General features: G+C 72.8%; 24 protein-coding genes. 7 read left to right on the top strand and 17 right to left on the bottom strand.

Annotation, left to right across the window (positions count from 1 at the left end; translation table 11 throughout):
- Window positions 1-267: 267 nt before the first annotated feature.
- Window positions 268-2,001: a hypothetical protein gene (locus H489_RS38555; protein WP_020381116.1), complete on the bottom strand. Its 1,734-nt coding sequence runs from the start codon at window positions 1,999-2,001 to the stop codon at window positions 268-270.
- 87 nt (window positions 2,002-2,088) lie between these two features.
- Window positions 2,089-3,453 (bottom strand): hypothetical protein, encoded by a 1,365-nt coding sequence (locus tag H489_RS38550; RefSeq protein ID WP_031260468.1) that lies wholly within the window; start codon window positions 3,451-3,453, stop codon window positions 2,089-2,091.
- A gap of 111 nt (window positions 3,454-3,564) precedes the next feature.
- Here H489_RS38550 and H489_RS35050 point away from each other — a divergent pair, with 111 nt between their 5' ends.
- Complete coding sequence (locus H489_RS35050; RefSeq protein ID WP_017888555.1) at window positions 3,565-3,996, top strand: GNAT family N-acetyltransferase; 432 nt, start codon at window positions 3,565-3,567, stop codon at window positions 3,994-3,996.
- 43 nt (window positions 3,997-4,039) lie between these two features.
- On the opposite strand, the gene H489_RS35045 is transcribed toward H489_RS35050, so the two are convergent.
- Entirely contained in the window at window positions 4,040-4,567 is a 528-nt protein-coding gene (locus tag H489_RS35045) for an Lrp/AsnC family transcriptional regulator (protein WP_017888554.1), read from the bottom strand.
- 9 nt (window positions 4,568-4,576) lie between these two features.
- Complete coding sequence (locus tag H489_RS38770; protein ID WP_017888553.1) at window positions 4,577-5,143, bottom strand: TetR/AcrR family transcriptional regulator; 567 nt, start codon at window positions 5,141-5,143, stop codon at window positions 4,577-4,579.
- A gap of 122 nt (window positions 5,144-5,265) precedes the next feature.
- Between H489_RS38770 and H489_RS35035 the strand changes: the two genes are divergently transcribed.
- Both H489_RS35035 and H489_RS35030 read left to right on the top strand, forming a co-directional pair.
- Window positions 5,266-6,741, top strand: coding sequence for an MFS transporter (locus H489_RS35035; protein ID WP_017888552.1), 1,476 nt, complete (start codon window positions 5,266-5,268; stop codon window positions 6,739-6,741).
- Window positions 6,742-6,918: 177 nt separating this feature from the next.
- Complete coding sequence (locus tag H489_RS35030; RefSeq protein WP_017888551.1) at window positions 6,919-7,368, top strand: phage holin family protein; 450 nt, start codon at window positions 6,919-6,921, stop codon at window positions 7,366-7,368.
- A gap of 55 nt (window positions 7,369-7,423) precedes the next feature.
- On the opposite strand, the gene H489_RS35025 is transcribed toward H489_RS35030, so the two are convergent.
- The gene (locus H489_RS35025; RefSeq protein ID WP_017888550.1) at window positions 7,424-7,930 is read right to left on the bottom strand and encodes a hypothetical protein; all 507 of its coding nucleotides are present in this window, start codon (window positions 7,928-7,930) and stop codon (window positions 7,424-7,426) included.
- 30 nt (window positions 7,931-7,960) lie between these two features.
- On the bottom strand, window positions 7,961-8,350 hold the full coding sequence (locus H489_RS35020; protein WP_017888549.1) for a DUF5997 family protein: 390 nt from the start codon (window positions 8,348-8,350) through the stop codon (window positions 7,961-7,963).
- Between the two features lie 33 nt (window positions 8,351-8,383).
- Here H489_RS35020 and H489_RS35015 point away from each other — a divergent pair, with 33 nt between their 5' ends.
- Together H489_RS35015 and H489_RS35010 are read left to right on the top strand one after the other, a co-directional pair.
- Entirely contained in the window at window positions 8,384-9,187 is an 804-nt protein-coding gene (locus H489_RS35015) for a LysR family transcriptional regulator substrate-binding protein (RefSeq protein ID WP_031260463.1), read from the top strand.
- The gene (locus H489_RS35010; protein ID WP_017888547.1) at window positions 9,184-9,654 is read left to right on the top strand and encodes a GNAT family N-acetyltransferase; all 471 of its coding nucleotides are present in this window, start codon (window positions 9,184-9,186) and stop codon (window positions 9,652-9,654) included. Before H489_RS35015 ends, H489_RS35010 begins: the two co-directional genes overlap by 4 nt.
- 151 nt (window positions 9,655-9,805) lie before the next feature.
- Here H489_RS35010 and H489_RS35005 read toward each other — a convergent pair whose 3' ends face one another.
- The 5 genes from H489_RS35005 to H489_RS34985 all read right to left on the bottom strand — a co-directional run bounded on the left by H489_RS35005 (window position 9,806) and on the right by H489_RS34985 (window position 13,816).
- Window positions 9,806-10,486, bottom strand: a complete 681-nt coding sequence (locus H489_RS35005) for a DJ-1/PfpI family protein (RefSeq protein WP_017888546.1) — start codon at window positions 10,484-10,486, stop codon at window positions 9,806-9,808.
- Window positions 10,487-10,537: 51 nt separating this feature from the next.
- Entirely contained in the window at window positions 10,538-11,158 is a 621-nt protein-coding gene (locus H489_RS35000; RefSeq protein ID WP_017888545.1) for a DNA-3-methyladenine glycosylase I, read from the bottom strand.
- A gap of 37 nt (window positions 11,159-11,195) precedes the next feature.
- The gene (locus H489_RS34995) at window positions 11,196-11,612 is read right to left on the bottom strand and encodes a VOC family protein (protein ID WP_017888544.1); all 417 of its coding nucleotides are present in this window, start codon (window positions 11,610-11,612) and stop codon (window positions 11,196-11,198) included.
- A 175-nt stretch (window positions 11,613-11,787) separates the two neighbouring features.
- Window positions 11,788-12,123 carry a hypothetical protein gene (locus H489_RS34990; RefSeq protein WP_017888543.1) on the bottom strand — a complete coding sequence of 112 codons (336 nt, stop codon included), beginning with the start codon at window positions 12,121-12,123 and terminating at the stop codon, window positions 11,788-11,790.
- A 22-nt stretch (window positions 12,124-12,145) separates the two neighbouring features.
- Window positions 12,146-13,816, bottom strand: a complete 1,671-nt coding sequence (locus tag H489_RS34985) for a sodium:solute symporter family protein (protein ID WP_017888542.1) — start codon at window positions 13,814-13,816, stop codon at window positions 12,146-12,148.
- Between the two features lie 142 nt (window positions 13,817-13,958).
- Between H489_RS34985 and aroQ the strand changes: the two genes are divergently transcribed.
- Entirely contained in the window at window positions 13,959-14,402 is a 444-nt protein-coding gene (gene aroQ, locus H489_RS34980) for a type II 3-dehydroquinate dehydratase (RefSeq protein WP_017888541.1), read from the top strand.
- A gap of 196 nt (window positions 14,403-14,598) precedes the next feature.
- Here the strand turns inward: aroQ and H489_RS34975 are convergent, their stop codons facing one another.
- A complete protein-coding gene (locus H489_RS34975; protein WP_031260461.1) occupies window positions 14,599-15,195 on the bottom strand; it encodes an NAD(P)H-dependent oxidoreductase in 597 nt (198 codons plus the stop codon).
- 88 nt (window positions 15,196-15,283) lie between these two features.
- Here H489_RS34975 and H489_RS34970 point away from each other — a divergent pair, with 88 nt between their 5' ends.
- Entirely contained in the window at window positions 15,284-15,751 is a 468-nt protein-coding gene (locus tag H489_RS34970; protein ID WP_017888539.1) for an MSMEG_6728 family protein, read from the top strand.
- Window positions 15,752-15,773: 22 nt separating this feature from the next.
- On the opposite strand, the gene H489_RS34965 is transcribed toward H489_RS34970, so the two are convergent.
- The 5 genes from H489_RS34965 to H489_RS34945 form a co-directional block, all read right to left on the bottom strand.
- Entirely contained in the window at window positions 15,774-16,064 is a 291-nt protein-coding gene (locus H489_RS34965; RefSeq protein ID WP_017888538.1) for a hypothetical protein, read from the bottom strand.
- A 218-nt stretch (window positions 16,065-16,282) separates the two neighbouring features.
- The gene (locus H489_RS34960; protein ID WP_017888537.1) at window positions 16,283-16,549 is read right to left on the bottom strand and encodes a hypothetical protein; all 267 of its coding nucleotides are present in this window, start codon (window positions 16,547-16,549) and stop codon (window positions 16,283-16,285) included.
- A gap of 79 nt (window positions 16,550-16,628) precedes the next feature.
- Window positions 16,629-17,768 (bottom strand): cysteine desulfurase family protein, encoded by a 1,140-nt coding sequence (locus tag H489_RS34955; RefSeq protein WP_017888536.1) that lies wholly within the window; start codon window positions 17,766-17,768, stop codon window positions 16,629-16,631.
- A 2-nt stretch (window positions 17,769-17,770) separates the two neighbouring features.
- Window positions 17,771-18,673, bottom strand: coding sequence for a carboxylating nicotinate-nucleotide diphosphorylase (gene nadC / locus H489_RS34950; protein WP_017888535.1), 903 nt, complete (start codon window positions 18,671-18,673; stop codon window positions 17,771-17,773).
- Entirely contained in the window at window positions 18,670-20,415 is a 1,746-nt protein-coding gene (locus H489_RS34945) for an L-aspartate oxidase (protein ID WP_017888534.1), read from the bottom strand. Before H489_RS34945 ends, nadC begins: the two co-directional genes overlap by 4 nt.
- Window positions 20,416-20,434: the final 19 nt, after the last annotated feature.

The following is a 20,434-nucleotide window of genomic DNA, read 5'->3' as shown; positions in this document are numbered from 1 at the left end:
TGACGGCCGCGCTCTGCTCGTGAGCGCCGTCGTAACCGGGCGTCTCCCCCGGGGCGCGGTCAGCACGTGGCACCCGCGGTGTCCGGCGTCCGCGTCCGGCGGCGGGCGTCCGCACTGCGACGATGCACGAGTCGATCGACGAGCGTTCCGTCGGAACATGCACACGCATCCGATGCGCCCACACGTTTCGACGCGCACGGCCCGTCGGCGCCCCCGGGCATGGTGACGAGGGGCGCCACGGTGTGACGCCCCTCGATCACCCGGCGGTCAGTGCCGGCGACGGAGCACGAGCGTGCCGACTCCGGCGAGGAGCAGCAGGAGCGCGAACCCTGCCGGCAGGACCGGCGAGCCGGCTCCCGTGTACGCGAGCTCCGGCTGGCCGTCACCGGCCGCGGCGGCTGCCGCGACGGTCCCGGCGCTGGTCCGGACCCCGCTGGTGGCGGCGGTCGTGGTGGTCGCCACGCCAGCTGTGGAGGCCCGGGTCGGCTCGACGACGTCGACCACACCCACGGGGGTGGTCACGGTGCCGGGCTCGGTGCCGGTTCCGGGGTCCGTCCCGGTGGGGACGGTTCCCGGGTCGGTCCCGGGGTCGGTGCCGGGATCGGTCCCGGGGTCGGTGCCGGGATCCGTGCCGGGGTCGGTTCCGGGGTCCGTGCCCGGGTCGGTCCCGGGGTCAGTACCCGGGTCGGTGCCGGGGTCCGTGCCGGTGCCGGTGCCCGGGGTGGTGCTGGCGCCGTCACCGACGATGCCGATCCCGTTGCCACCGATGGTGATCGGCAGGCTGATCACGGGGGTCACCTGCGTGCCGGAGAGCAGACCGCCGTCACCGGAGGTCGTGCCGCCGGTCGTCGATGTCGTGGAGCCGGTACCGGTGGCCGGAGCCGTCGTGCCGGTGCTCGTGCCGTCACCGACGATGCCGATCCCGTTGCCACCGATGGTGACCGGGACGGCGACGACCGGGCTGACCTGCGTGCCCGACGCTGTGCCGTCCGAACCCGAGGTCGAACCACCGGCGGCCGGAGCGGTCCCGGTGCCCGTGGTCGTGCCTGCGGCCGGAGCCGTGCTCGTCGAGGTACCCGTCCCGAGCAGTCCGATGCCGTTGTCCGCCACCGTGACCGGGATCGAGACCACCGGGGACACCTGCGTGCCCGAGGCCGTCCCGTCCGAACCCGAGGTCGAGCCACCGGCCGCCGCGGCGGTCCCGGTGCCCGTGCTCGTGCCTGCGGCCGGAGCCGTGCTCGTCGAGCTGCCGTCACCGAGGACGCCGATGCCGTTGCCACCGATCGTCACCGGGACGTCGACCAGACCGGTCACCTGGGTGCCGGAGAGCAGTCCGTCGGTGCCCGAGGTGGTCGGCGCTGCCGGGGCCTCGGCGGCCGGAGCCGTCGGGGTCGTCGGTGCCGTCGCCGCGGGGGCGGTCGATGTCGACGTGCCGTCACCCAGGACACCGATGCCGTTGCCGGACACCGTCACCGGGGCCGTCACGGTCGGGGCGACCTGGGTGCCGGAGGCGGTGCCGTCCTGCCCCGAGGTGCTCGGAGCGGGAGCCGGAGCCGGAGCGGGAGCCGCCGGCGCCGGGGCCGGAGCCGGAGCAGCCACGGGGGCAGCCGCGGGGGCGCTCGTCGAGACCGCGTCGCCGCCGACGGCCACGGCGTTGCCCCCGACCGTCACCGGTGCTGCGACGTCCGGCACCACCTGCGTGCCGGAGAGTGTGCCGTCCTCGCCCGAGGTGCTCGGGGACACGGCGGCGGGCGCCGGAGCAGCCGCCGGGGCCGGGGCAGCGCCGGCCGAGCCGGTCACGGTGGACACCGCGTCACCGAGCACGCCGATCGCGTTGCCGCCGAGGGACACCGGAGCGTCCACGGAGGGCACCACCTGGGTGCCCGAGACGGTGCCGTCGGCACCGGATGTCGTGGCCGCGTTCGCCGCAGCCGTGCCGCCGAGCGTGAGCCCGCCGACGAAGAGGGCGAACCAGAGCCCTCTGGAGACGTACTTGTTCATGGTCGTGCTCCCTGATCGAGATCGTCACCGACCGCGGACGCAGCCGGGATGTGTGCGTGCCTGCCGTGGCGGACAGGCGCACCGATCTCAGTCAGGGGCGACGTCGTGCTCGCCGACGACCGATGCGGGGACCGCGTCGTCGGAGAGCGTGCCGCGAGACCCCGCGGCGAGGGAGACGATGTCGTCGGTCGAGCCGACGATGCCGACGGCTGCTGCGCCGCCGGAGGTCGAGGAGGCACTGCCACCGAGCACGCCGGCGTCGGCTCCGTCGAACGGGAGCCCGTGGCCCTCGCCGTCCTCGGGGACGAGCAGCGCGTGTCCGCCGAGGGTCGCGTCCTGCACATCGACGGCCGTGACGACCGGACCGACCGTGGCCGTCGTGGCGGCTACGTCGACCGGCACCGACGGCCGGAGTCCGGCTGCGCGGTCGCCCACCGCACCGGCGGCGACGACACGCGCCGATGCGGGTGCGGTGGGCACCGTGGCGCCCTGCGTGGCGACGGTTCCGGGCCGGACGGGTGCGTTCGCGACCGGCGCCGACGGGACGGGCCCGGCGGGCGGGTTCGAGCCGCCGCCCACCGGGAGTGCGGGGACGTCGACGACGGGATCCGTGCCTCCTGGCAGGGCGCCGCCGACGGACGGGACGACGCCCTCGACCACGGCGGGGACGGTGCCGACGGTCGTGCCGACCGAGCCGAGCGTGTCGTCGACCAGGCCCGTGACCGGACCGGTGACGGTGCCGAGGGTGTCGTCGCCGAGGACCGTCCCGACCACCGGGACGCTGCCGACCACGTCGTCGACGGTGTCGACGACGGCGGTCACGGGGCGCACGCCGGTGACGTGTTCCACGGTGCCCGTGACGGGACGCAGGACGTTCGCGACGGCGTCGGTGACCGGACGGGAGGCGGTGCTCACGTGGTCGACGACCTGTCGCACCGGGCGCGTGGCCGGGTCGGCCGCGCGGGCGGTCGTGGTCGTGGTCGGCTGGGCAGCCGGGGCAGCCGGGGCGGCAGGCGCCGGAGCGGGGCTCGACGGGGCCGGGGCGGCAGGCGCGGGAGCGGCGGGAGCAGGGGCGGCGGGGACCGCGGCAGGCACCGGGGCTGCGGGAGCGGGCGCCGATGCTGCCGGTGCCGGTGCCGGTGCCGGGGCTGCGGGAGCAGGTGCCGGTGCCGTTGCCGCGGGTGCCGGCACGACGGCCTTGCGGACGGGGTCCGTCACGCCGCCGACGACCTTGCCGACCTCGCCGGTCACCCCCTGCACGGTGCCACCGACGCCCTCGACCACGTTGCCGACGAGTCCGCGCTGCTCGGCAGCAGCCGGGGCCGTCGTGGCGGCGGATGCCGGGCGCGCGCCGAGCAGCAGGGACAGCAGCACGAGGGCAGCGAGGGTCCCGACGCCCAGCAGGACGATGCGGAGTGCGGCGCGCCAGGGTGCGCGCAACGGGTTGTCCATGCGCTCACCTCCTGATCTCGGCTGCGCACGTAGAGTGGTTGACCGGCAATGTACGCCGATCCGGTCCGGAACACACCCTGTTTCGGAAGAAATACTCAGGAAGGGCCGTCCGTGGTCTCGATCTTCAACGCTCCGACCCGCAACCTGGACATCGTCACGCTGCACGAGATCCTGCGGCTCCGGCAGGATGTCTTCGTCGTCGAGCAGGAGGCCGCGTACGGCGACATCGACGGCCGCGACCTCGAGCCGGGGACGGTGCAGTTCTGGGCCGGCAACGGCTCGGTGGACGCGACCCTGCGTCTGCTCCGCGAGCCCGACGGCACCGAGCGCATCGGCCGGGTCGCCACCGCGCAGCATGCCCGCGGGCAGGGACTCGCCGGGCAGCTCATGGAGGCGGCGATCGCCGAGTCGCGCTCGCCGAGCATCGCCCTCGGCGCCCAGTCCCACCTGGAGCAGTGGTACGGCCGCTTCGGATTCGTGCGTTCCGGGGACGAGTACCTCGAGGACCGCATCCCGCACATCCCGATGACGCGGAAGCGCTGACCCGGAGCTACTGCCCCGGGGCCCCTGACGCGGGGTTCGTGCCTCAGGCCCGCCAGCGCCGGAGTTCGTCGAACGAGCGGCCCTGGGCGGCACGGTCGGCGACGAGGCGTTCGAACACGATGTTCGTCTGTGTCGTCGCCACCGAGGGGTCACCGCTGAGCTCGTCGGCGACGAAGTCCCGGAGCTGCTCGGTCGACTCGCACGCGATGTGCACGAGGAAGTCCTTGTCCCCGGCCAGGAACGACACGTCCTGCACGACCGGCACCCGCAGCAGGCGCTTCGCGAAGTCCCGCAGTTCGTGGCGAGCGGCGGCGTGCACGCGGACGGACACCATCGCCTCGATCGAGAACCCCAGGCGCGCGACGTCCACCTCGGCCCGGTAGCCGCGGATCACCCCGGCGTCCTCGAGGGCACGGACCCGGGCGAGGCACGTCGAAGGTGCGATGCCGACCGCGGCCGCGAGCCGGTTGTTCGGGATCCGGGCATCCGCGGCGAGGGTCCAGAGGATGCGCTCGTCGACCTCGTCCAGGCGCGGAGCGGGGTCGGGGCGACGTGCGGGTCGGTCGGACACCCCTCGACGCTACCGCGGCGGCGCGAGCAGGGCGCGGAGGGCGTCCTCGAGCGCCGCCGACACGACGGCGTCGTCGGCGGATGCCAGGGGTTCCACCGCGGTGGACTGCCGGAGCATCGACATCCCGAGCACCACCGCGAGCGCGATCTCGGCCCGGACGAGCAGCGCGTCGGACCCGGCACCGCCGACGGTGCCCGCGAGCCGTTCGGCGTAGCGACGCAGCGTCTCGCGGCGGATGGCGTCGGCACCGTCGTCGCCGGAGGACCGGAGCAGGAGCATCAGCTGCAGCGAGTCGTCGTCGGTGGGCGTCCGCACGATGTGGGTGATGATCCCCGTGAGCGCCCGCTCGAGCCCCTGTTCGCTCGTCTCCTCGGCGCCCAGGTCACGGACGACGCGGTCGAGGCAGGCGCGGAACAGCCCTTCCTTCGACCCGAAGTACCGGTTGATCAGGGCGACGTTGACCCCGGCGTCCCCGGCGATCTCGCGCACGGTCGTCGCGCGGTACCCGTCGAAGGCGAACCGTCGGCGGGCGGCCTGCACGAGCAGGAGTCGGGTGGCCGCGGCGTCCTTGCTCATGGTGCGCAGCCTAGCGGTCCTCACAGGGATGTAAGCAAGCGTTGACATGCGGTCGTTCCGGCGTACGCTCGTGATGTCAGCAGTTGTTTACATCGCCATCGACCACGAGGACACGGAGCACGATGACCGACACCATGCAGAGCCTACGGACCGGCTCGCACCCCACCACGAACGGGCGCCGGCCGAACAGCACGGCGATCATCGTCTCCCTGTCCCTCGGCGGCCTGTCCTTCGCGGTCCTGCAGTCGCTGGTCGCCCCGGCGCTGTCGACCATCGGACAGGACCTCGGCGCCTCCACCAGTGCGACGAGCTGGGTGCTCACGGCCTACCTGCTCTCCGCCTCGGTGCTCACGCCGATCCTCGGTCGCCTCGGCGACATGATCGGCAAGCGCAAGGTCCTGATCGTCGTGCTGTCGATCCTGCTCGTCGGGGCCGTGCTCGCCGCGCTCGCGCCGAACCTCGGCGTGCTGATCGTCGGACGGGCACTGCAGGGCGCCGCCGGTGCCGTGATGCCGCTGTCGATCGGCATCGTGCGGGACGAGCTGCCGAAGGAGAAGGTCAGCGTCACGATCGGTCTGCTGTCGGCGATCTTCGGGATCGGTGCCGGTGTCGGCATCGTCGCGGCCGGACCCATCGTCGAGCACCTGTCCTGGCACTGGCTGTTCTGGCTCCCCGCCGTGCTCGTCGTCATCGCGCTGCTCGGGGCGGTCTTCGGCATGCCGGAGTCCCCGGTGCGGAAGCCCGGACGCCTCGACATGGCCGGCACGTTCGTCCTGGCGGTGTCGCTCGTCGCGATCCTGCTCGCCGTCAGCGAGGGCGAGACCTGGGGCTGGGGCGACGCCAAGACCATCGGCCTGCTGGTCCTCGGCGCCGTCGCACTGGTCGTGTTCGTCCTCGTCGAGCTGCGGGTCGCCGAGCCGCTCATCGACGTGCGGCTCTTCGCCGTCCGCGGCGTCTGGACCGCCCACGTCGTCGCACTGGTCTTCGGGTTCGCGATGTTCGGCACCTTCGTCCTCGTCCCGACGCTCCTGCAGCTCCCGACGGCGCTCGGCTACGGCTTCGGCAAGGACGTCACCCAGGCCGGGCTCTTCCTGCTGCCGACCGTCGTGATGATGGTGGTCGCCGGGCCGATCGCCGGCGTCCTGGTGCGCAAGGTCGGCCCGAAGCCGCCGATGCTCATCGGCGGGTTCGCCATCGTCGCCGCGTTCGTGCTGCCAGCCATCGCACACGCCGAGCTGTGGCAGGTGGTGGCCTCCGGCGTCCTGACCGGCATCGGCATCGGCATGGCCCTGGCCGCCTGCTCGAACGCGATCATCGAGAGCGTCCCCGCGAACCAGACCGGCGAGGCCATCAGCGCCAACACGGTCGTCCGCACCATCGGCTCGAGCGTCGGCACCGCCGTCATCGCCGCGCTCATCACCTCGCACAGCACGCCGCAGGGTCTGCCGACCGACGACGCCTTCACGATCGGGTTCTGGGCGTGCACCGGGGTCGCGGTCGTGGCCGTGCTCGCAGCACTCGTCGCCCCGTCGATGCGTGCCCGCCGCGCAGCGGCCGCCGCCCGCGGGATCGACGACCTCGAGGAGGTCACCGAGTAGCGCGGTGGACCCGGCCACCCCGCCAGGCCCGTCCTGCGTCGTCGACGCGGGGCGGGCCTCCGCGTCCGTTGCACAACCTGGGAACGCACCGCACGCACGCGCGGCGGCGTGACGATCATCGGGTCGGTCGCGTCCTGTCAGGGGACGCGGACCGCCGCGCCCGGACAGGAGACCCTCATGAGCAGCACCGATCACGACGACACCACCGCACCCGGCCGGCCGTCGTTCCGCGACACCGTGACCGCCGGACTCGTGCAGAAGGCCCTCGAGCCGGTGCTGCGCGCGGTACGTGAGGAGGTCGCCTCGGCGCGGCGGGAGATCGGCGAGCGCGCCAGCGGTGCGAAGACCGGGCTGGTGCTCACCGGGGTGGCCGTCGGGTTCGCCCTGACGACCCTGGTCGCACTGGCGGGCTTCGCGGTGGCGCTGTTGGCCCTGGCCCTGCCGCTGTGGGCGGCGACCGGGATCACGTTCGCGGCGTTCGCGATCCTCACCGCGATCCTGTTCGTCGTCGGCCTGCGCGGGATCCGGCGCGGGGTACCGCCGGTGCCGAAGGACACGATCCAGGCGGCCAAGCAGCGGGTGACGCACGCGGCGGACGCCCCGGCGGACAGCGCCGCGCGCGACTGACGCCCCGCTCCCGCCGTCGCTGCCGGCGCAGCCGCTGCTGCCGGCGCGGGCTGGGCTACATCGCCAGGGTCATGCCGACCACGGCGACGGTCATCGCGAAGACCTCGCCGCTGCGGACCGCTCGCCGGTCCTCGCGCCCCCACTCGTACCGGAGCAGCCAGCCACTGAAGGCGCAGTAGCCGATCACGCCGGCACCGAGCACCGCGGACAGCGCGATGCCGTGCCCGGCGTGGTCACCGGCGACGCCCGAGGCGTGGCCCATCAGCAGCATCCCCGCCATCACGACGGCGGAGAGCGCGCGGTGCACGTCCATCGGCTCCGCACGGCGGCCGTCGGCGCGGCGTCGACGCATGACGGGCAGCGGTGCGAGCAACAGCAGCAGGGTGGCGGCGAACAGGGTCCACACGGCGCCGGCGTCGACGACGGGCATGAGCATCGCGACGAGCATCACGCCCGCCGGCACGATCACGCCCGGACGCGGCCGGTAGCGGTCACCGACGATGCAGCACACGGACGCGAACTGCGGCACGACCAGCATGGCGTCGGCGACGGTCTCGTGCACGTGGGGCGTCCTCGGTGCGGCGGAGTGGGGTCAGTCCTCGGCGCGGGCAGCGGCCTTGGCGGCGCGCTCCTGCTTCACGCGGGCGTTCTCGGCGTGCACGGCGGCCTGCGTCGCACGCTCGCGGACGAGCCACTCGGGCTTCTGCTCGAGCAGCGTCTTGATGTCCGCCGTCGTCAGCGCGTCGTCGATCCCCGCGCGGCTCAGGCCGGAGATGGAGATGCCGAGCTTCTGCGCCACGACGGGTCGCGGGTGCGGGCCGTCGCGTCGGAGGTCCTCGAGCCAGGTCGGGGGTTCGGTCCGGAGCTCGTCGAAGGCGGTCCGCGTGAGGGGAGCGCTCTGGAAGGACTCCGGAGCGGCCGTCAGCAAGATGCCGAGCTTCTTCGCAGCCGTCTCGGGCTTCATGGTCTGTTCCTGCGCCATGAGGACAAGGGTACGGCCCCTATGCTCGTCTGCATGACCGCGGCTCTCACCATCGCCTTCGTGCCGGGGGTCTCCCCCGCAAAGTGGGCCCGTGTCTGGCGGGATCGCTTCCCCTCCATCGAGCTCCGGCTGCGGCCGATCGGTGCCGACGACGTCGACGACACGCTGGCGGGCGAGGCTGACATGGTCTTCGCGCGCATGCCCGTGTCCGAGCGGCACAACGCCATCCCGCTCTGGACCGAGACGGCCGTCGTCGCGATGCCCAAGGACTCCCCCCTCGCCGAACTCGCCGAGGTCGACCTCGCCGACGCCGAGGTCCACGTGATCGACGCGGGCCCGGTGCCCGCCGACATCGACGGATCGCTCGACCTGGTCGAGGCGAACGTCGGCGTCGTGGTGCTCCCCCAGTCGCTGTTCCGCGCCGCCAGCCGAAAGGACCTGGTCGGTCGTCCGCTCATGGACGCCGAGGGCACGCGCATCGCGCTGGTCTGGCGGGACGAGGACGCCACCGAGACCACCGAGGAGTTCATCGGTGTGGTGCGCGGGCGGACCGCCAACAGCTCGCGCCAGCCAGGAGGCCCGGATCGCGACGGCGACGACGACTCGCGTCCGGCTCGTGGCGGCGCCAAGGCCGGCTCGGGTGCCAAGGGCGCGTCGGGTGGGTCCGGCGGGTCGGGTGCGTCGGGGTCCAAGGGCGCCGGCGGCAAGGCCAAGGCGAAGTCACCCGGCAGCGGCAAGTCCGGCGCCGGCAAGAAGTCCAACACCGGCAAGGGGCCCACGCCCGGACGCGGCAAGATGCGCGGCAAGCCGAGCCGGGGCTCCAAGGGCAACCGATGACCGACACGCGGCTCGTCGCGATGCCGGCCACGCGCCTCCCGGCCTGGCTCCACCGCACGATGGCCGAGTACGTCGAGTCGCGGATGCAGGCGGGCGAGAGCCGCGAGCAGGCCGAGGCGAACGAGCAGCAGTCGCGGGACCGCTGGTTCCCGGACGGCTCCCCCGCTGACGGCCACCTGGTGTGGGAGGTCCTCGACCAGGACGACACCGTCGTCGGGTCGCTCTGGATCGGGCCGTTCACGACGGGCAGCACCGACTGGTGGGTCTTCGACGTCGAGATCGACGAGGCGCACCGGCGTCGCGGGCACGCCCGTCGCGCGCTCGAGCTCGGGCACCGCGCCGCTGCCGAACGCGGTGCGACGAGCATCGGGCTGAACGTGTTCGGCTACAACACGGGAGCGCAGGAGCTGTACGCGGCCCTCGGGTACCAGGTGACGTCGGCGCAGATGCGGAAGCCGCTGCGCTAGCGCAGGACAGCCGCGGGCGCGGCGCCGGTCACACCCCCCCGCCTGCATGGCCCCGAGCGGTCACGAAGTGTCGGCTGGCCGCGCCCGGAACGACGTGTCGTGACCACTCGGCGGAGACCAGCGGGGATTCGTGACCGTGTGGAGGTCCGCGTCAGCGCAGGACGGCTGCGGCGGCGCGGGTCACCCGGTCGCCGCGCGATTCCTCGGCTGCTGCACGGGCCCGGGCGATGACGACGGCGTCGGCGCGCTCGGCTGATCCGTGGTCGAACGGTGGCTGCGGGTCGTACTCGATCTGCAGCTGGATCGCCTCGGCCGCGGGGCGTCCGGCGAGCTCGGCCGCGAGCCACAGCGCCATGTCGATGCCCGCGCTCACCCCGGCGGCGGTGACGACGGCGCCGTCCCGAGCGATCCGGGCGTCGACCGGCTGCGCACCGAAGGCCTCGAGCATCGGCTTCGAGGCCCAGTGGGTCGTCGCGCGTCGGCCGGCGAGCAGCCCGGCGGCGCCGAGCACGAAGGCCCCGGTGCACACCGACGTCATCCACGTGGCGTCCTCGGCCTGGCGCCGGACGAAGGCCACGACGTCCGGGTCGAGCATCGCGTCGAAGGCACCGTCACCGCCGGGGACGACCAGCACGTCCGCGGCGCCTGCATCCTGGATCGTCACGGTGGGGACGAGCGCGAGGCCGCAGTCGCTCGGCACGGGGTCGAGCGTCGCCGCGACGTACTCGACGCGCGCGCCGGGCACGCGGCTGAGCACCTGGGCCGGACCGGTCAGGTCCAGCTGGGTCAGGTGCGGGAACAGCAGGAACGCGATCCGGATCTCGTCGGCCATGTCGTGACCATAGTCCCGGCGCTCTCGTTCTCGTGCTCGTGGGCTCGGCCGTCAGTTCCAGACGCCCGAGGTCCCGCGCCGGTGGCTGCCGACCAAGTGGGTGTCGACGATGCCGAGCGCTTCCATCAGGGCGTACATCGTCGTCGGCCCGACGAAGGCGAAGCCGCGCTTCCGCAGCGCCTTCGACAGCGCGAGGGACTCGTCCGACTTCGTCGGGACCTCGGCGGAGGACCGAGGCTCGGGCGTGGTCGTCGGCCGGAACGACCACACGAAGCCGGCGAGCCCGCCGTCCTGCCGCAGGGCGATCGTGGCGTTCGCGTTGGTGATCGTCGCGAGGATCTTCGCGCGGTTCCGGACGATCCCGGCATCGGCCATCAGCCGCTCGACGTCGTCCTCGCCGAAGGCCGCGACGGTGTCGGCGTCGAAGTCGGCGAAGGCTGCACGGAACGCCGGTCGCTTCGCCAGGATCGTGCGCCACGACAGGCCGGACTGGAACGCCTCGAGCGACAGCCGCTCGAACACCCCGCGTTCATCGCGCACGGGCATGCCCCACTCGGTGTCGTAGTAGGCGCGCAGCAGGTCGTCCGACGACGCCCAGACCGGCCGGGCCAGGCCGTCGTCACCGGTGACGAGGTCGGGCACGGGCGGGGCGTCGACGGGCTCGGTGCTCATGCGACCATCCTGGCGGGCGCCGCCGACACCCCGGGACTCACTCGGCGGGCGGATCGTCCTGCGTCGCCTGCTCGTCCATCCACACGTACTCCCAGCGGTGTCCGTCCGGGTCGGTGAAGCTCCGCTGGTACATGAAGCCGAGGTCCATCTCCGGGCGGTCCTCGGTGCCGCCGGCTGCCACCGCGGCGTCGACGACACGGTGGACGTCCTCCTTCGACGGTGCGCTGAGCGAGTTGATGACCTCGATCGTGTCCGGACCGGCGATCGTCTTGTCGGTGAAGTCCGCGAACTTCGCCGTCGTCAGGATCATGACGGAGATCGTGTTGCTCACCACCACGCACGCCGCGGTGTCGTCGCTGAACGCCGGGTTGATCGAGTACCCGAGCGCCTCGTAGAACGCCTTCGAGCGCTCGAGGTCGGTGACGGGCAGGTTGATGAAGACCATCGTTTCCATGGCGGTTCCTTTCGTTCCGCTCAACCTGGACCCAGCTGGATCAGCGCGCAACCGTTTCGTGGGGGAACCAACCGGTACGGGCGTCCGACGACGAGGGCGGAAACGACGAAGTCGCTGTCGTGCGACAGCGACTTCGTCGTTCTGCGTCGGCCGGGGACGCCCGAGCCAGACGGGCTCAGGCCAGCTCGCGCCCCTCGCCCGCGGCACGCTGGTGTGCCTCGGCCTCGGCCTGGCCGATGATGTCCTCGGCGGGCACGGGGTTCAGGCGGTCCCAGAGGAAGAACAACCCGCCGCCGACGAGCAGCGAGATCCCGACCCACAGGTTGATGTGGATCCCGCCGGTCTTCTCGGGGTCGGTGTTCCAGTGCACGATCCCGACGATGGTGGTGATCACGCCGTACAGGACGAACAGGCCGCCGAGGATGCGGCGCAGGTCGAGCCGGCGGGTGGAGCGGACCAGGGCTGCCTTCTGCTCCTCGGTCATCGCGCCGGGGGTGGTGGTGTCACTCATGAGCAGTGGTCTCCTTCGCGGATCAGAGGAACGGGAGGTACAGGACGACGCACAGCACGAGCGCGACGGTGCCGAGCAGCGCGGGCGAGCGGTACCAGGCGGTGTCCGTCGCGACCGAGTCGCCGTGCAGGTCGATCTTGCCGATGCCGTAGACGAGCCCGCCGAGTTCCTTCTCGTCCTTCGGCTTGGTCAGCATCGAGACGACGAAGCCGACGACCAGCACGGTGACGAACGAGATGATCGCGCCGTACAGGGTCTCCGCGGTGGCCGTGGCGAACAGGTCGGGGTTCACCAGGTACGCGATCCAGGTGATCGTCGGGGTCACGATGCCGAGGACGTAGCCCCACAGCGCACCCTGCGTCGTCATGCGCTTCCACAGCAGGCCGAGGATGAACACGGCGAACAGCGGTGCGTTGAAGAACGAGAACAGCGTCTGCATGTAGGTCATGATGTTCGACGCCTGGGCCGCGATGAACGCGGTCGCGATGCCGACCACGACGCCGACGACGGTGACCCAGCGGCCCGTCTTCAGGTAGTGCAGGTCGGGCATGTTCGGGCGGATGTAGCGCTGCCAGATGTCGTAGGTGAAGACGGTGTTGAACGACGAGACGTTCGCCGCCATGCCGGCCATGAACGATGCCAGCAGACCGGTCACGGCGATGCCGAGCACACCGGTCGGCAGGTACATCTGGATGAGCTTCGGGATCGCGTCGTTGTAGGTGAGTGTGCCGTCCGCGAACTGGTTGCCCACGACGGCCGCGGCAATGAGGCCGGGGATGACGACGATGGCCGGGATGAAGAGCTTCGGGATCGCGGCGATGAGCGGGGTGCGGCGGGCCGCGGACATGTTCTTCGCCGAGAATGCACGCTGCACCTCGGTGAAGTTGGTGGTCCAGTAGCCGAACCCGAGCACGAAGCCCAGGCCGAGCACGATGGCGAGCCAGTTGGCACCGATCGGGTTGGTGACGTCACCGAAGCCGGTGCCGGCCCAGGCCTGCAGGTGCTGCACACCCTGGGTCTTGGTGATCGCCTTCGACAGGCCGTCCCACCCGCCGACGCGGTGCAGACCGACGATCGTCAGCGGGATGAGCCCGGCGATGATCACGAAGAACTGCATGACCTCGTTGTAGATCGCGCTCGAGAGTCCGCCGAGGGTGATGTAGACGAGCACGAAGCCCGCGGAGACGATGATCGCCAGCCACTCCGGCCAGCCGAGCATGGCCTCGATGACGATGGCCATCGCGTACAGGTTGATGCCCGCGATGAGCACGTTCGACACCGCGAACGCGATCGCGTTCACCAGGTGCGGCGCCTTGCCGAAGCGGCGCAGCATGAACTCCGGCACCGAGCGGACCTTCGAGCCGTAGTAGAACGGCATCATCACGAGGCCGAGGAACACCATCGCGGGCACGGCGCCGACGAGGTAGTAGTGCAGGGTGGCCATGCCGATCTGGGCACCGTTCGCCGCCATGCCGAGGATCTCGGTGGCACCGAGGTTCGCGGACACGAACGCCAGGCCCGTGATCCACGCCGGCATCGAGCGGCCGGACAGGAAGAAGTCCATGCTCGTCCGGACCTGCTTGCGGGCGGTGAACCCGATCCCGATGACGACCGCGAAGTACACGATGATCATCAGGTAGTCGACCCAGCCCAAGTCGAGCCGGATCCCTTCGTTCGCTGCAGCGAGAACCATTCACATCTCCACGTCAGTGTGTTGCAGTCGACAACTCTGCCGACCCGGACGAAGACGTTACACCGGTTTGTGACCGTTCACATAGCCCGCGCATGCATCGTCCGCGCCGCGCATCGCTCCCCCGGTTCGCTACGCTCGGCCCATGACCGACGCGTCGCGCATCCTCGTCCTCAACGGCCCGAACCTCGACATCCTCGGGCGCCGCGACCCGGAGCAGTACGGCACCGTGACGCTCGCCGAGATCGAGGCGATCGTGCACACCGAGGCAGCGGTGCACGGGCTCGAGGCCGACTTCCGCCAGACCAACCGCGAGGGCGAGCTGGTGGAGTGGCTGCACGAGGCGCTCGACGACTTCGCGGCGGTCGTGATCAACCCCGCCGCGTACGCGCACACCTCGGTCGCACTGCACGACGCGGTGGAGGCCCTGTGGGTCCCCGTCGTCGAGGTGCACCTGTCGAACACGTGGAAGCGCGAGCCGTTCCGCCACGTCGACCACGTCGCCACCGCCGCGACGGCGGTCATCGCCGGCGCGGGTGCCGACGGCTACCGACTGGCGGTCGCGCACGTCGCGTCCCTGCTCGCCTGACCCACAGAAGACCGGGAGGCCCGTGGCGGCGCCGCCACGGGCCTCCCGTCCGCCTGCTGCTCACGCTGGGTCGCGCCCGTTCCTTCCAATCGCACGCGCGATGCCAGGTGGTTCCGGGCGTCCCTGATGGGAACTTCCGACCAGGGGCACCCGGAAGCACCGGGTACGCCCGGAAGGACGGGCGCACGCGCGCGGATCAGAAGTCGGCGGGACGCCGCACGTCGGTGAGGCCTGCGGTGGCGAAGCCGCCACGGATCAGCGGTACGGCGCGGCGCACGGCCTGGTCGATGCGGAGCTCGAGGTCGACGCTCGCGATGTCGTAGCCACCCTCGCGCTTGGTGAAGTCCCGCTCGTTGCCGAACACCCCGAGCGGCAGCGTCGTGGACTGGAAGAAGCCGAACAACGGGCGCATCTGGTGCTCGACGAGCAGGGCGTGCCGGTCGCTGCCACCGGTGGCGGTGAGGAGCACCGGCGTGTCGACGAGGTCGTACTGGCCGACCCAGTCGAAGAACAGCTTGAAGGCGCCGGAGTAGGCCGCGCGGAAGGCCGGGCTGCCGACGACGAGCACGTCCGCGGCCTCCACCGTCTCGAGGGCCCGGCGGGTGCGGTCGGACATCGTCTCGCGACCCGAGGCCGCGCCGAGGTCGGCCAGCAGCGGGCCGATCTCGATCGTCTCGGTCCGGGCGCCGTCGATCTCCTCGGCGAGCCCGGCGACCGTCGCCGCGACCAGGGTCGAGGTCCGCGAGGGGTCCGATGGGCTGCCACTGACGCCGACGACCAGTTCTCCGCTCATGCGGTCGATGCTCACACGCTGCCGGGGCGGGCGGCACGTTCGTGACGACATGTGTCGGGTGCCAGTCGGTCGGGGTAGCGTCCGCGCCATGCAGACCTTCCTGCCGTACGCCGACTTCCGGGCATCCGCCGAGGTCCTCGACGACCGGCGGCTCGGCAAGCAGCGGGTCGAGACACTCCAGGTGATGCGCGCACTGACGCTCCCGGACTACGGCTGGCAGCACCACCCGGTGACGGCGATGTGGCGCGGCTACCGTCCGGCGCTGATGGCGTACCAGGAGGCCACGTGCCGCGTCTGGGCCGAGCGCGGGTACGCAGACACCTGTCTCGAGAAGACCCTGCTCGACCTGGGCCGCGTGCCGGAGGACCTGGCGGTGTACGAGCGCGGCGACGTGCCGATCCCGCCGTGGAACGACGAAGAGGCCCTGCACGTCTCGCACCGGTCGAAGCTCGTGCAGAAGGCGCCGGAGCACTACCGGGAGCTGTTCCCCGACGTGCCGGACGACCTGGACTACGTCTGGCCGGGGACCCCCGAGCCGGCGAAGCACCCCGTCTGAGGGTCAGGCGACCGCCAGACCGTCAGGCGACCGGGATCCAGCGACCGCCCTCGCGCCGGGTGACGACGTCGGAGCGGATCTCGACCACGTCCCGCAGCCCGTCGACGGCGGCGTCGCGGACGGCCGCGGCGACACGGTCGTCCTCGGCCTCGAAGCGCACGACCGCGCACGGGACGCCACGGAGCAGCCGGACGTCCTCGGCCTCGACCACGGCGTGTTCGCGCACCAGGGCGGCAGCGGCGGGCAGGACGGCGTCCGGTGCCGTCCCGGGCGCGAGGGCGCCGATCGCCAGGGTCACGCGGTACGAGGGCATGCGACGACGCTACCGGGGAACCGGATCCCGCCGTGGGCTGCAGGGGAACCGACGCCGCTGGAGGGGTGCGGACGTCGACCCACGGCGGGATCGCGGTGTACGGCGGGACACGACGACAGGGGAACGTCGCGCCCCGCGCCGGACGCCGATCAGGGGGTCGACATCCGGTCTGGGTCCACCGCGCGGCTCGGTTCAGGGGAACCGCACGGTGGTGGACCTCAAGGGTGTTCGGTGTCCTCTCGGTACCGGTCCGTCTCGGTCGGTGCAGGCATCGACCGGTGGGCGGCGGCTGGCCGGACCATCGGGAGCAGGGCACTCCCGGCGGTCGCGAGCGCTCCGACCACGGCGATGAGCCCGAGCGGGGCCGTGCCGAGGTCGTGCTGCGCTGCCAGGGCGAGCGCGACGAGAGTGGCCGGCGCCGGCAGGAGCTGCACCGCTCGGAAGCGGTCGTCCCGTCGTGTCCGGGCCACCATCACGTTCGCCATGACGACACTCTGACGCAGATCGGTTGTCCGCAGAAGAGGGGACACGTACCCAGAGATGGAGTAGAACGTCTAGTACACCTCAGCCGAGGGCGCGGACGGTCGCCACGGCGTCGGCCACGGCCCCCACGACGAACGGGACATCGCCGGCCGTGAGCGTCGCGTCGAACGTCAGACGGAGCCCGGTCCGGGCCACGTCCTCGGGGATCCCGAGCGCCGTGAGCACGTGCGAGGCTTCCGTGCTGCCCGCTGCGCAGGCGCTGCCCGACGACGACACGACGTCGCGCTGCTCGAGCTCGAGCAGGACGGTCTCGCCGTTGACGCCCGGGAAGCAGAACGACGCGTGCCCGGGCAGCCGGTGCTCCCGCGACCCGGAGACGAACGCACCGGGGACGGCGGCGAGCACGCCGTCGAGCACCGCGTCGCGCACCGTGGTCGCCGTGCCTGCCCCCGACCGCACCGTCTCCGCCGCCAGCCCGAGCGCCGTGGCCACCGCCACCGCTCCGGCCACGTCCTCGGTGCCGGACCGCCGGCCCCGTTCCTGACCACCGCCGTGCAGCAGCGGCTCGAGCGGGACGCCGGAACCCACGGCGAGCACGCCGGTGCCCTTCGGAGCACCGAGCTTGTGCCCGGACAACGACAGCGCGTCGACGCCCAGGGTCCCGAGGCCGATCGGCAGCCAGGGCGCGGACTGCACGGCGTCGGTGTGGAACCGCGCCCCGACCTCGTGCGCCACCGCGGCGAGCACGGGGACGTCCTGGACGGTGCCGATCTCGTTGTCGGCGTGCGCGATCGAGACGAGTGTGGTGTCGGGGCGGAGCGCCGCGCGCAGCACCGCCGGGTCGACGCGGCCGTCCGGCCCGACGGGCAGCACGGTGACGTCGAAGTCGTGGAAGCGGGCGAGGTAGGCGCAGCTCTCGAGCACGGCCTCGTGCTCGATGGCGCTCGTGACCACGTGCCGACCGCGGGGCGCGGCGAGGGCGATCCCCTTGATCGCGGTGTTCGCCCCCTCGGTGCCGCCGGTGGTGAAGACGACCTCGGCGGGCCGGCACCCGAGCACCCCGGCGACGGCGGCCCGTGCGGCGGTGAGTCCTCGCGCGGCCTCGTCCCCGACCCCGTGCGTCGACGAGGGGTTGCCGAACACCCCCGCCAGGTAGGGCCACATCGCCTCGAGCACCTCGCGGCGGACCGGGGTGGTGGCAGCGCGGTCCAGGTAGAACACGACTAGTCCTGCACGGGCACCGCGACGTGCTCGGGCACCGCGACGTCGATGTCGAGCCCCAGGTCGAGCGCCCGCGCCGAGTGGGTCAGCGCCCCGACCGAGATGACGTCGACGCCGGTGGCCGCGATCGCCGCGACGGTGTCGAGCGACACGCCTCCCGAGGCCTCGACGAGCGCGCGCCCGGCGACGATCCCGACCCCGGTCACCAGATCGTCGGGGGTGAAATTGTCGAGCATGACCGTGTCGACCCCGGCCGCGACGACTGCTTCGATCTGGTCGATGCGGTCGACCTCGACCTCCACGTGCACGGTGTGCCCGAGCCGCTGGCGGGCCTGGGCGATCGCGTCGCCGATGCCGATCCCGCCGGCCAGGAGCACCGCCAGGTGGTTGTCCTTGGCGAGCACGGCGTCGGAGAGCGAGGTGCGGTGGTTGTGTCCGCCACCACACCGGACGGCGTACCGCTCGAGTGCCCGGAGGCCCGGCGTCGTCTTCCGGGTGTCGACGATCCGCGCAGCGGTGCCCGCGGCGGCGGCGACGTGGGCCGCGGTGACCGTGGCGATGCCCGACATCCGCTGCACCAGGTTGAGGGCGACCCGTTCGGCCCGCAGCACGGCCCGCGCCGACCCGGTCACGGTCGCGAGGACGTCGCCCGCCGCGAAGTGCGTGCCGTCGGCGACGTGCACCACAGCCTGGATCGACGGGTCGACGGCGTGCATCACGGCGACGAACACCGCGCCGCCGCTCAGCACGCCCGGCTCGCGCGCGCCGAGGGTCGCCGTCGCGGTCGCCTCCACGGGGATCAGGGTCTCGCTGGTGACGTCGCCCCAGGGCGCGTCCTCCTCGAGCGCGGTCTCGATCACGCGACGGAGCGCGTGCGGCGGGATGGTGCCGGGGTCGGTGGTCATGCGGGTACCTCCTGCGGGACGGCTGCGGAACCGTCGGCGCGTTCGTGGGCGTGCTGGTCGGGACCGGCGTCGGTGCGGTCGGCGACCCAGGCGTACGAGGCCGGGGCGGTGGGGTCGGTGTCGGGGTGGTCGGTGCGGGCGTGCGCCCCGCGGGACTCGGTGCGGGCCTCGGCGGCGAGCGCGACGAGTCGGGCCAGGTCGAGGAGCGCACGGTCCTCGTGCTCACGCACGCCGCCGCCGGTCGGCGCGGTCAGCGCGTCGAGGTCGCGGCGCGCGCTCGCCAGCCCGACGGCGTCACGGAGCAGGCCGACGCGGTCCGTCATGACGGACTGGACCGCCTGCCGGACGGCACCGGCGTCGTCGAGGTGGGTCGCGCCTCCAGGCCGGGTCGGACTGGGCCCACGCCTGCCGGTTCCGGCGCGCTGCGGAGCCTGCGGAGCCTGCGGAGCGGCGTGACGGCCGAGCAGGTGGGGGGAGGAAGGGGTCGCGTCGGCCGCTCGGGGCACGCTGGTGACGTGGAGACCGGCGTCCCCGCGCAGGCGGAGCAGGCCGGGTCGCGGTGCGGCGACCGCGTCCGCTGCGCGGACCGCGAAGACGAGCCCCTCGAGCAGGGAGTTCGAGGCGAGCCGGTTGGCGCCGTGGACCCCGGTGCAGGCGGCTTCACCGACGGCGAGGAGTCCGGGCAGGCTGGTGCGGCCCTCGGCGTCGGTGGCGATGCCGCCCATCGAGTAGTGCGCGGCCGGTGCGACCGGGACGCCCTCGCGGGTCCAGTCGAACCCGGCGGCGCGGGTGGCCCGGGTGAGTCCGGGGAACCGGGTGACCAGGAACCCGGCGTCGAGGCCGGTGGCGTCGAGGAGCACGGGTGCGCCGCCCTGGTCGCGCACCGCGGCGGCGATCCCGCGGGCGACGACGTCACGGGGGGCGAGCTCGGCGTCCGGGTGCACGTCCGTCATGAAGCGGTGTCCGGCGGCGTCGCGGAGGACGGCACCTTCACCGCGGACGGCTTCGGACACCAGGCCGCCGCCGGGGACCGCCAGCCGCGTCGGGTGGAACTGGACGAACTCCAGGTCGGCGAGGACGGCGCCGGCTCGCCAGGCGGCGGCGACCCCGTCGCCCGTCGCCACCAGGGGGTTCGTCGTCTCGCGGTACAGGTGCCCCGCTCCCCCGGACGCGATGACGACGGCGTCCGCGTCGAGCCGGCGGGGTTCTCCGAGCAGGTCCAGGACGTCGGCGCCGACGACTGCCCCGTCACGGACGACGAGGTCGGTCAGGCTGGTGCGCTCCAGGATCGTGACGTGCCGTCGGTGCAGTGCCGCGATGAGGGTGCGCTCGACGGCGGCCCCGGTCGCGTCGCCGTCGGCGTGCACGACGCGCCACCGGCCGTGCGCGGCTTCACGACCGCGGGCCAGGTCGTCGCCGTACCGGTCGAGGGTCGCCGGGTCCGACGACCGGTCGAAGGGCACGCCGAGGGCGAGCAGGTCGCGGACGCGGGCCGGGCCGTCGGTGCACAGGACCTCGACGGCACGCGCGTCGGCACTGCCGGCCGCGGCGACGTGGGTGTCGGCCTGGTGCAGTGCCGCGGAGTCGTCGGCACCGAGCGCCACCGCGATGCCGCCCTGGGCGTACGCGGTGGCGCTGTCGGCGAGCGCCCCCTTCGTCACGAGGGTGACGTCGTGCAGGGCACTGGCGCGGATCGCTGCGGTCAGCCCGGCGATGCCGGAGCCGACGATGACGACGTGCACGGTGGTCTCCCTCGTTCGG

The organism is Curtobacterium flaccumfaciens UCD-AKU (genome assembly GCF_000349565.1).
Lineage (GTDB): Bacteria > Actinomycetota > Actinomycetes > Actinomycetales > Microbacteriaceae > Curtobacterium > Curtobacterium poinsettiae.
This window is presented reverse-complemented; position numbering and strand designations above follow the sequence as displayed.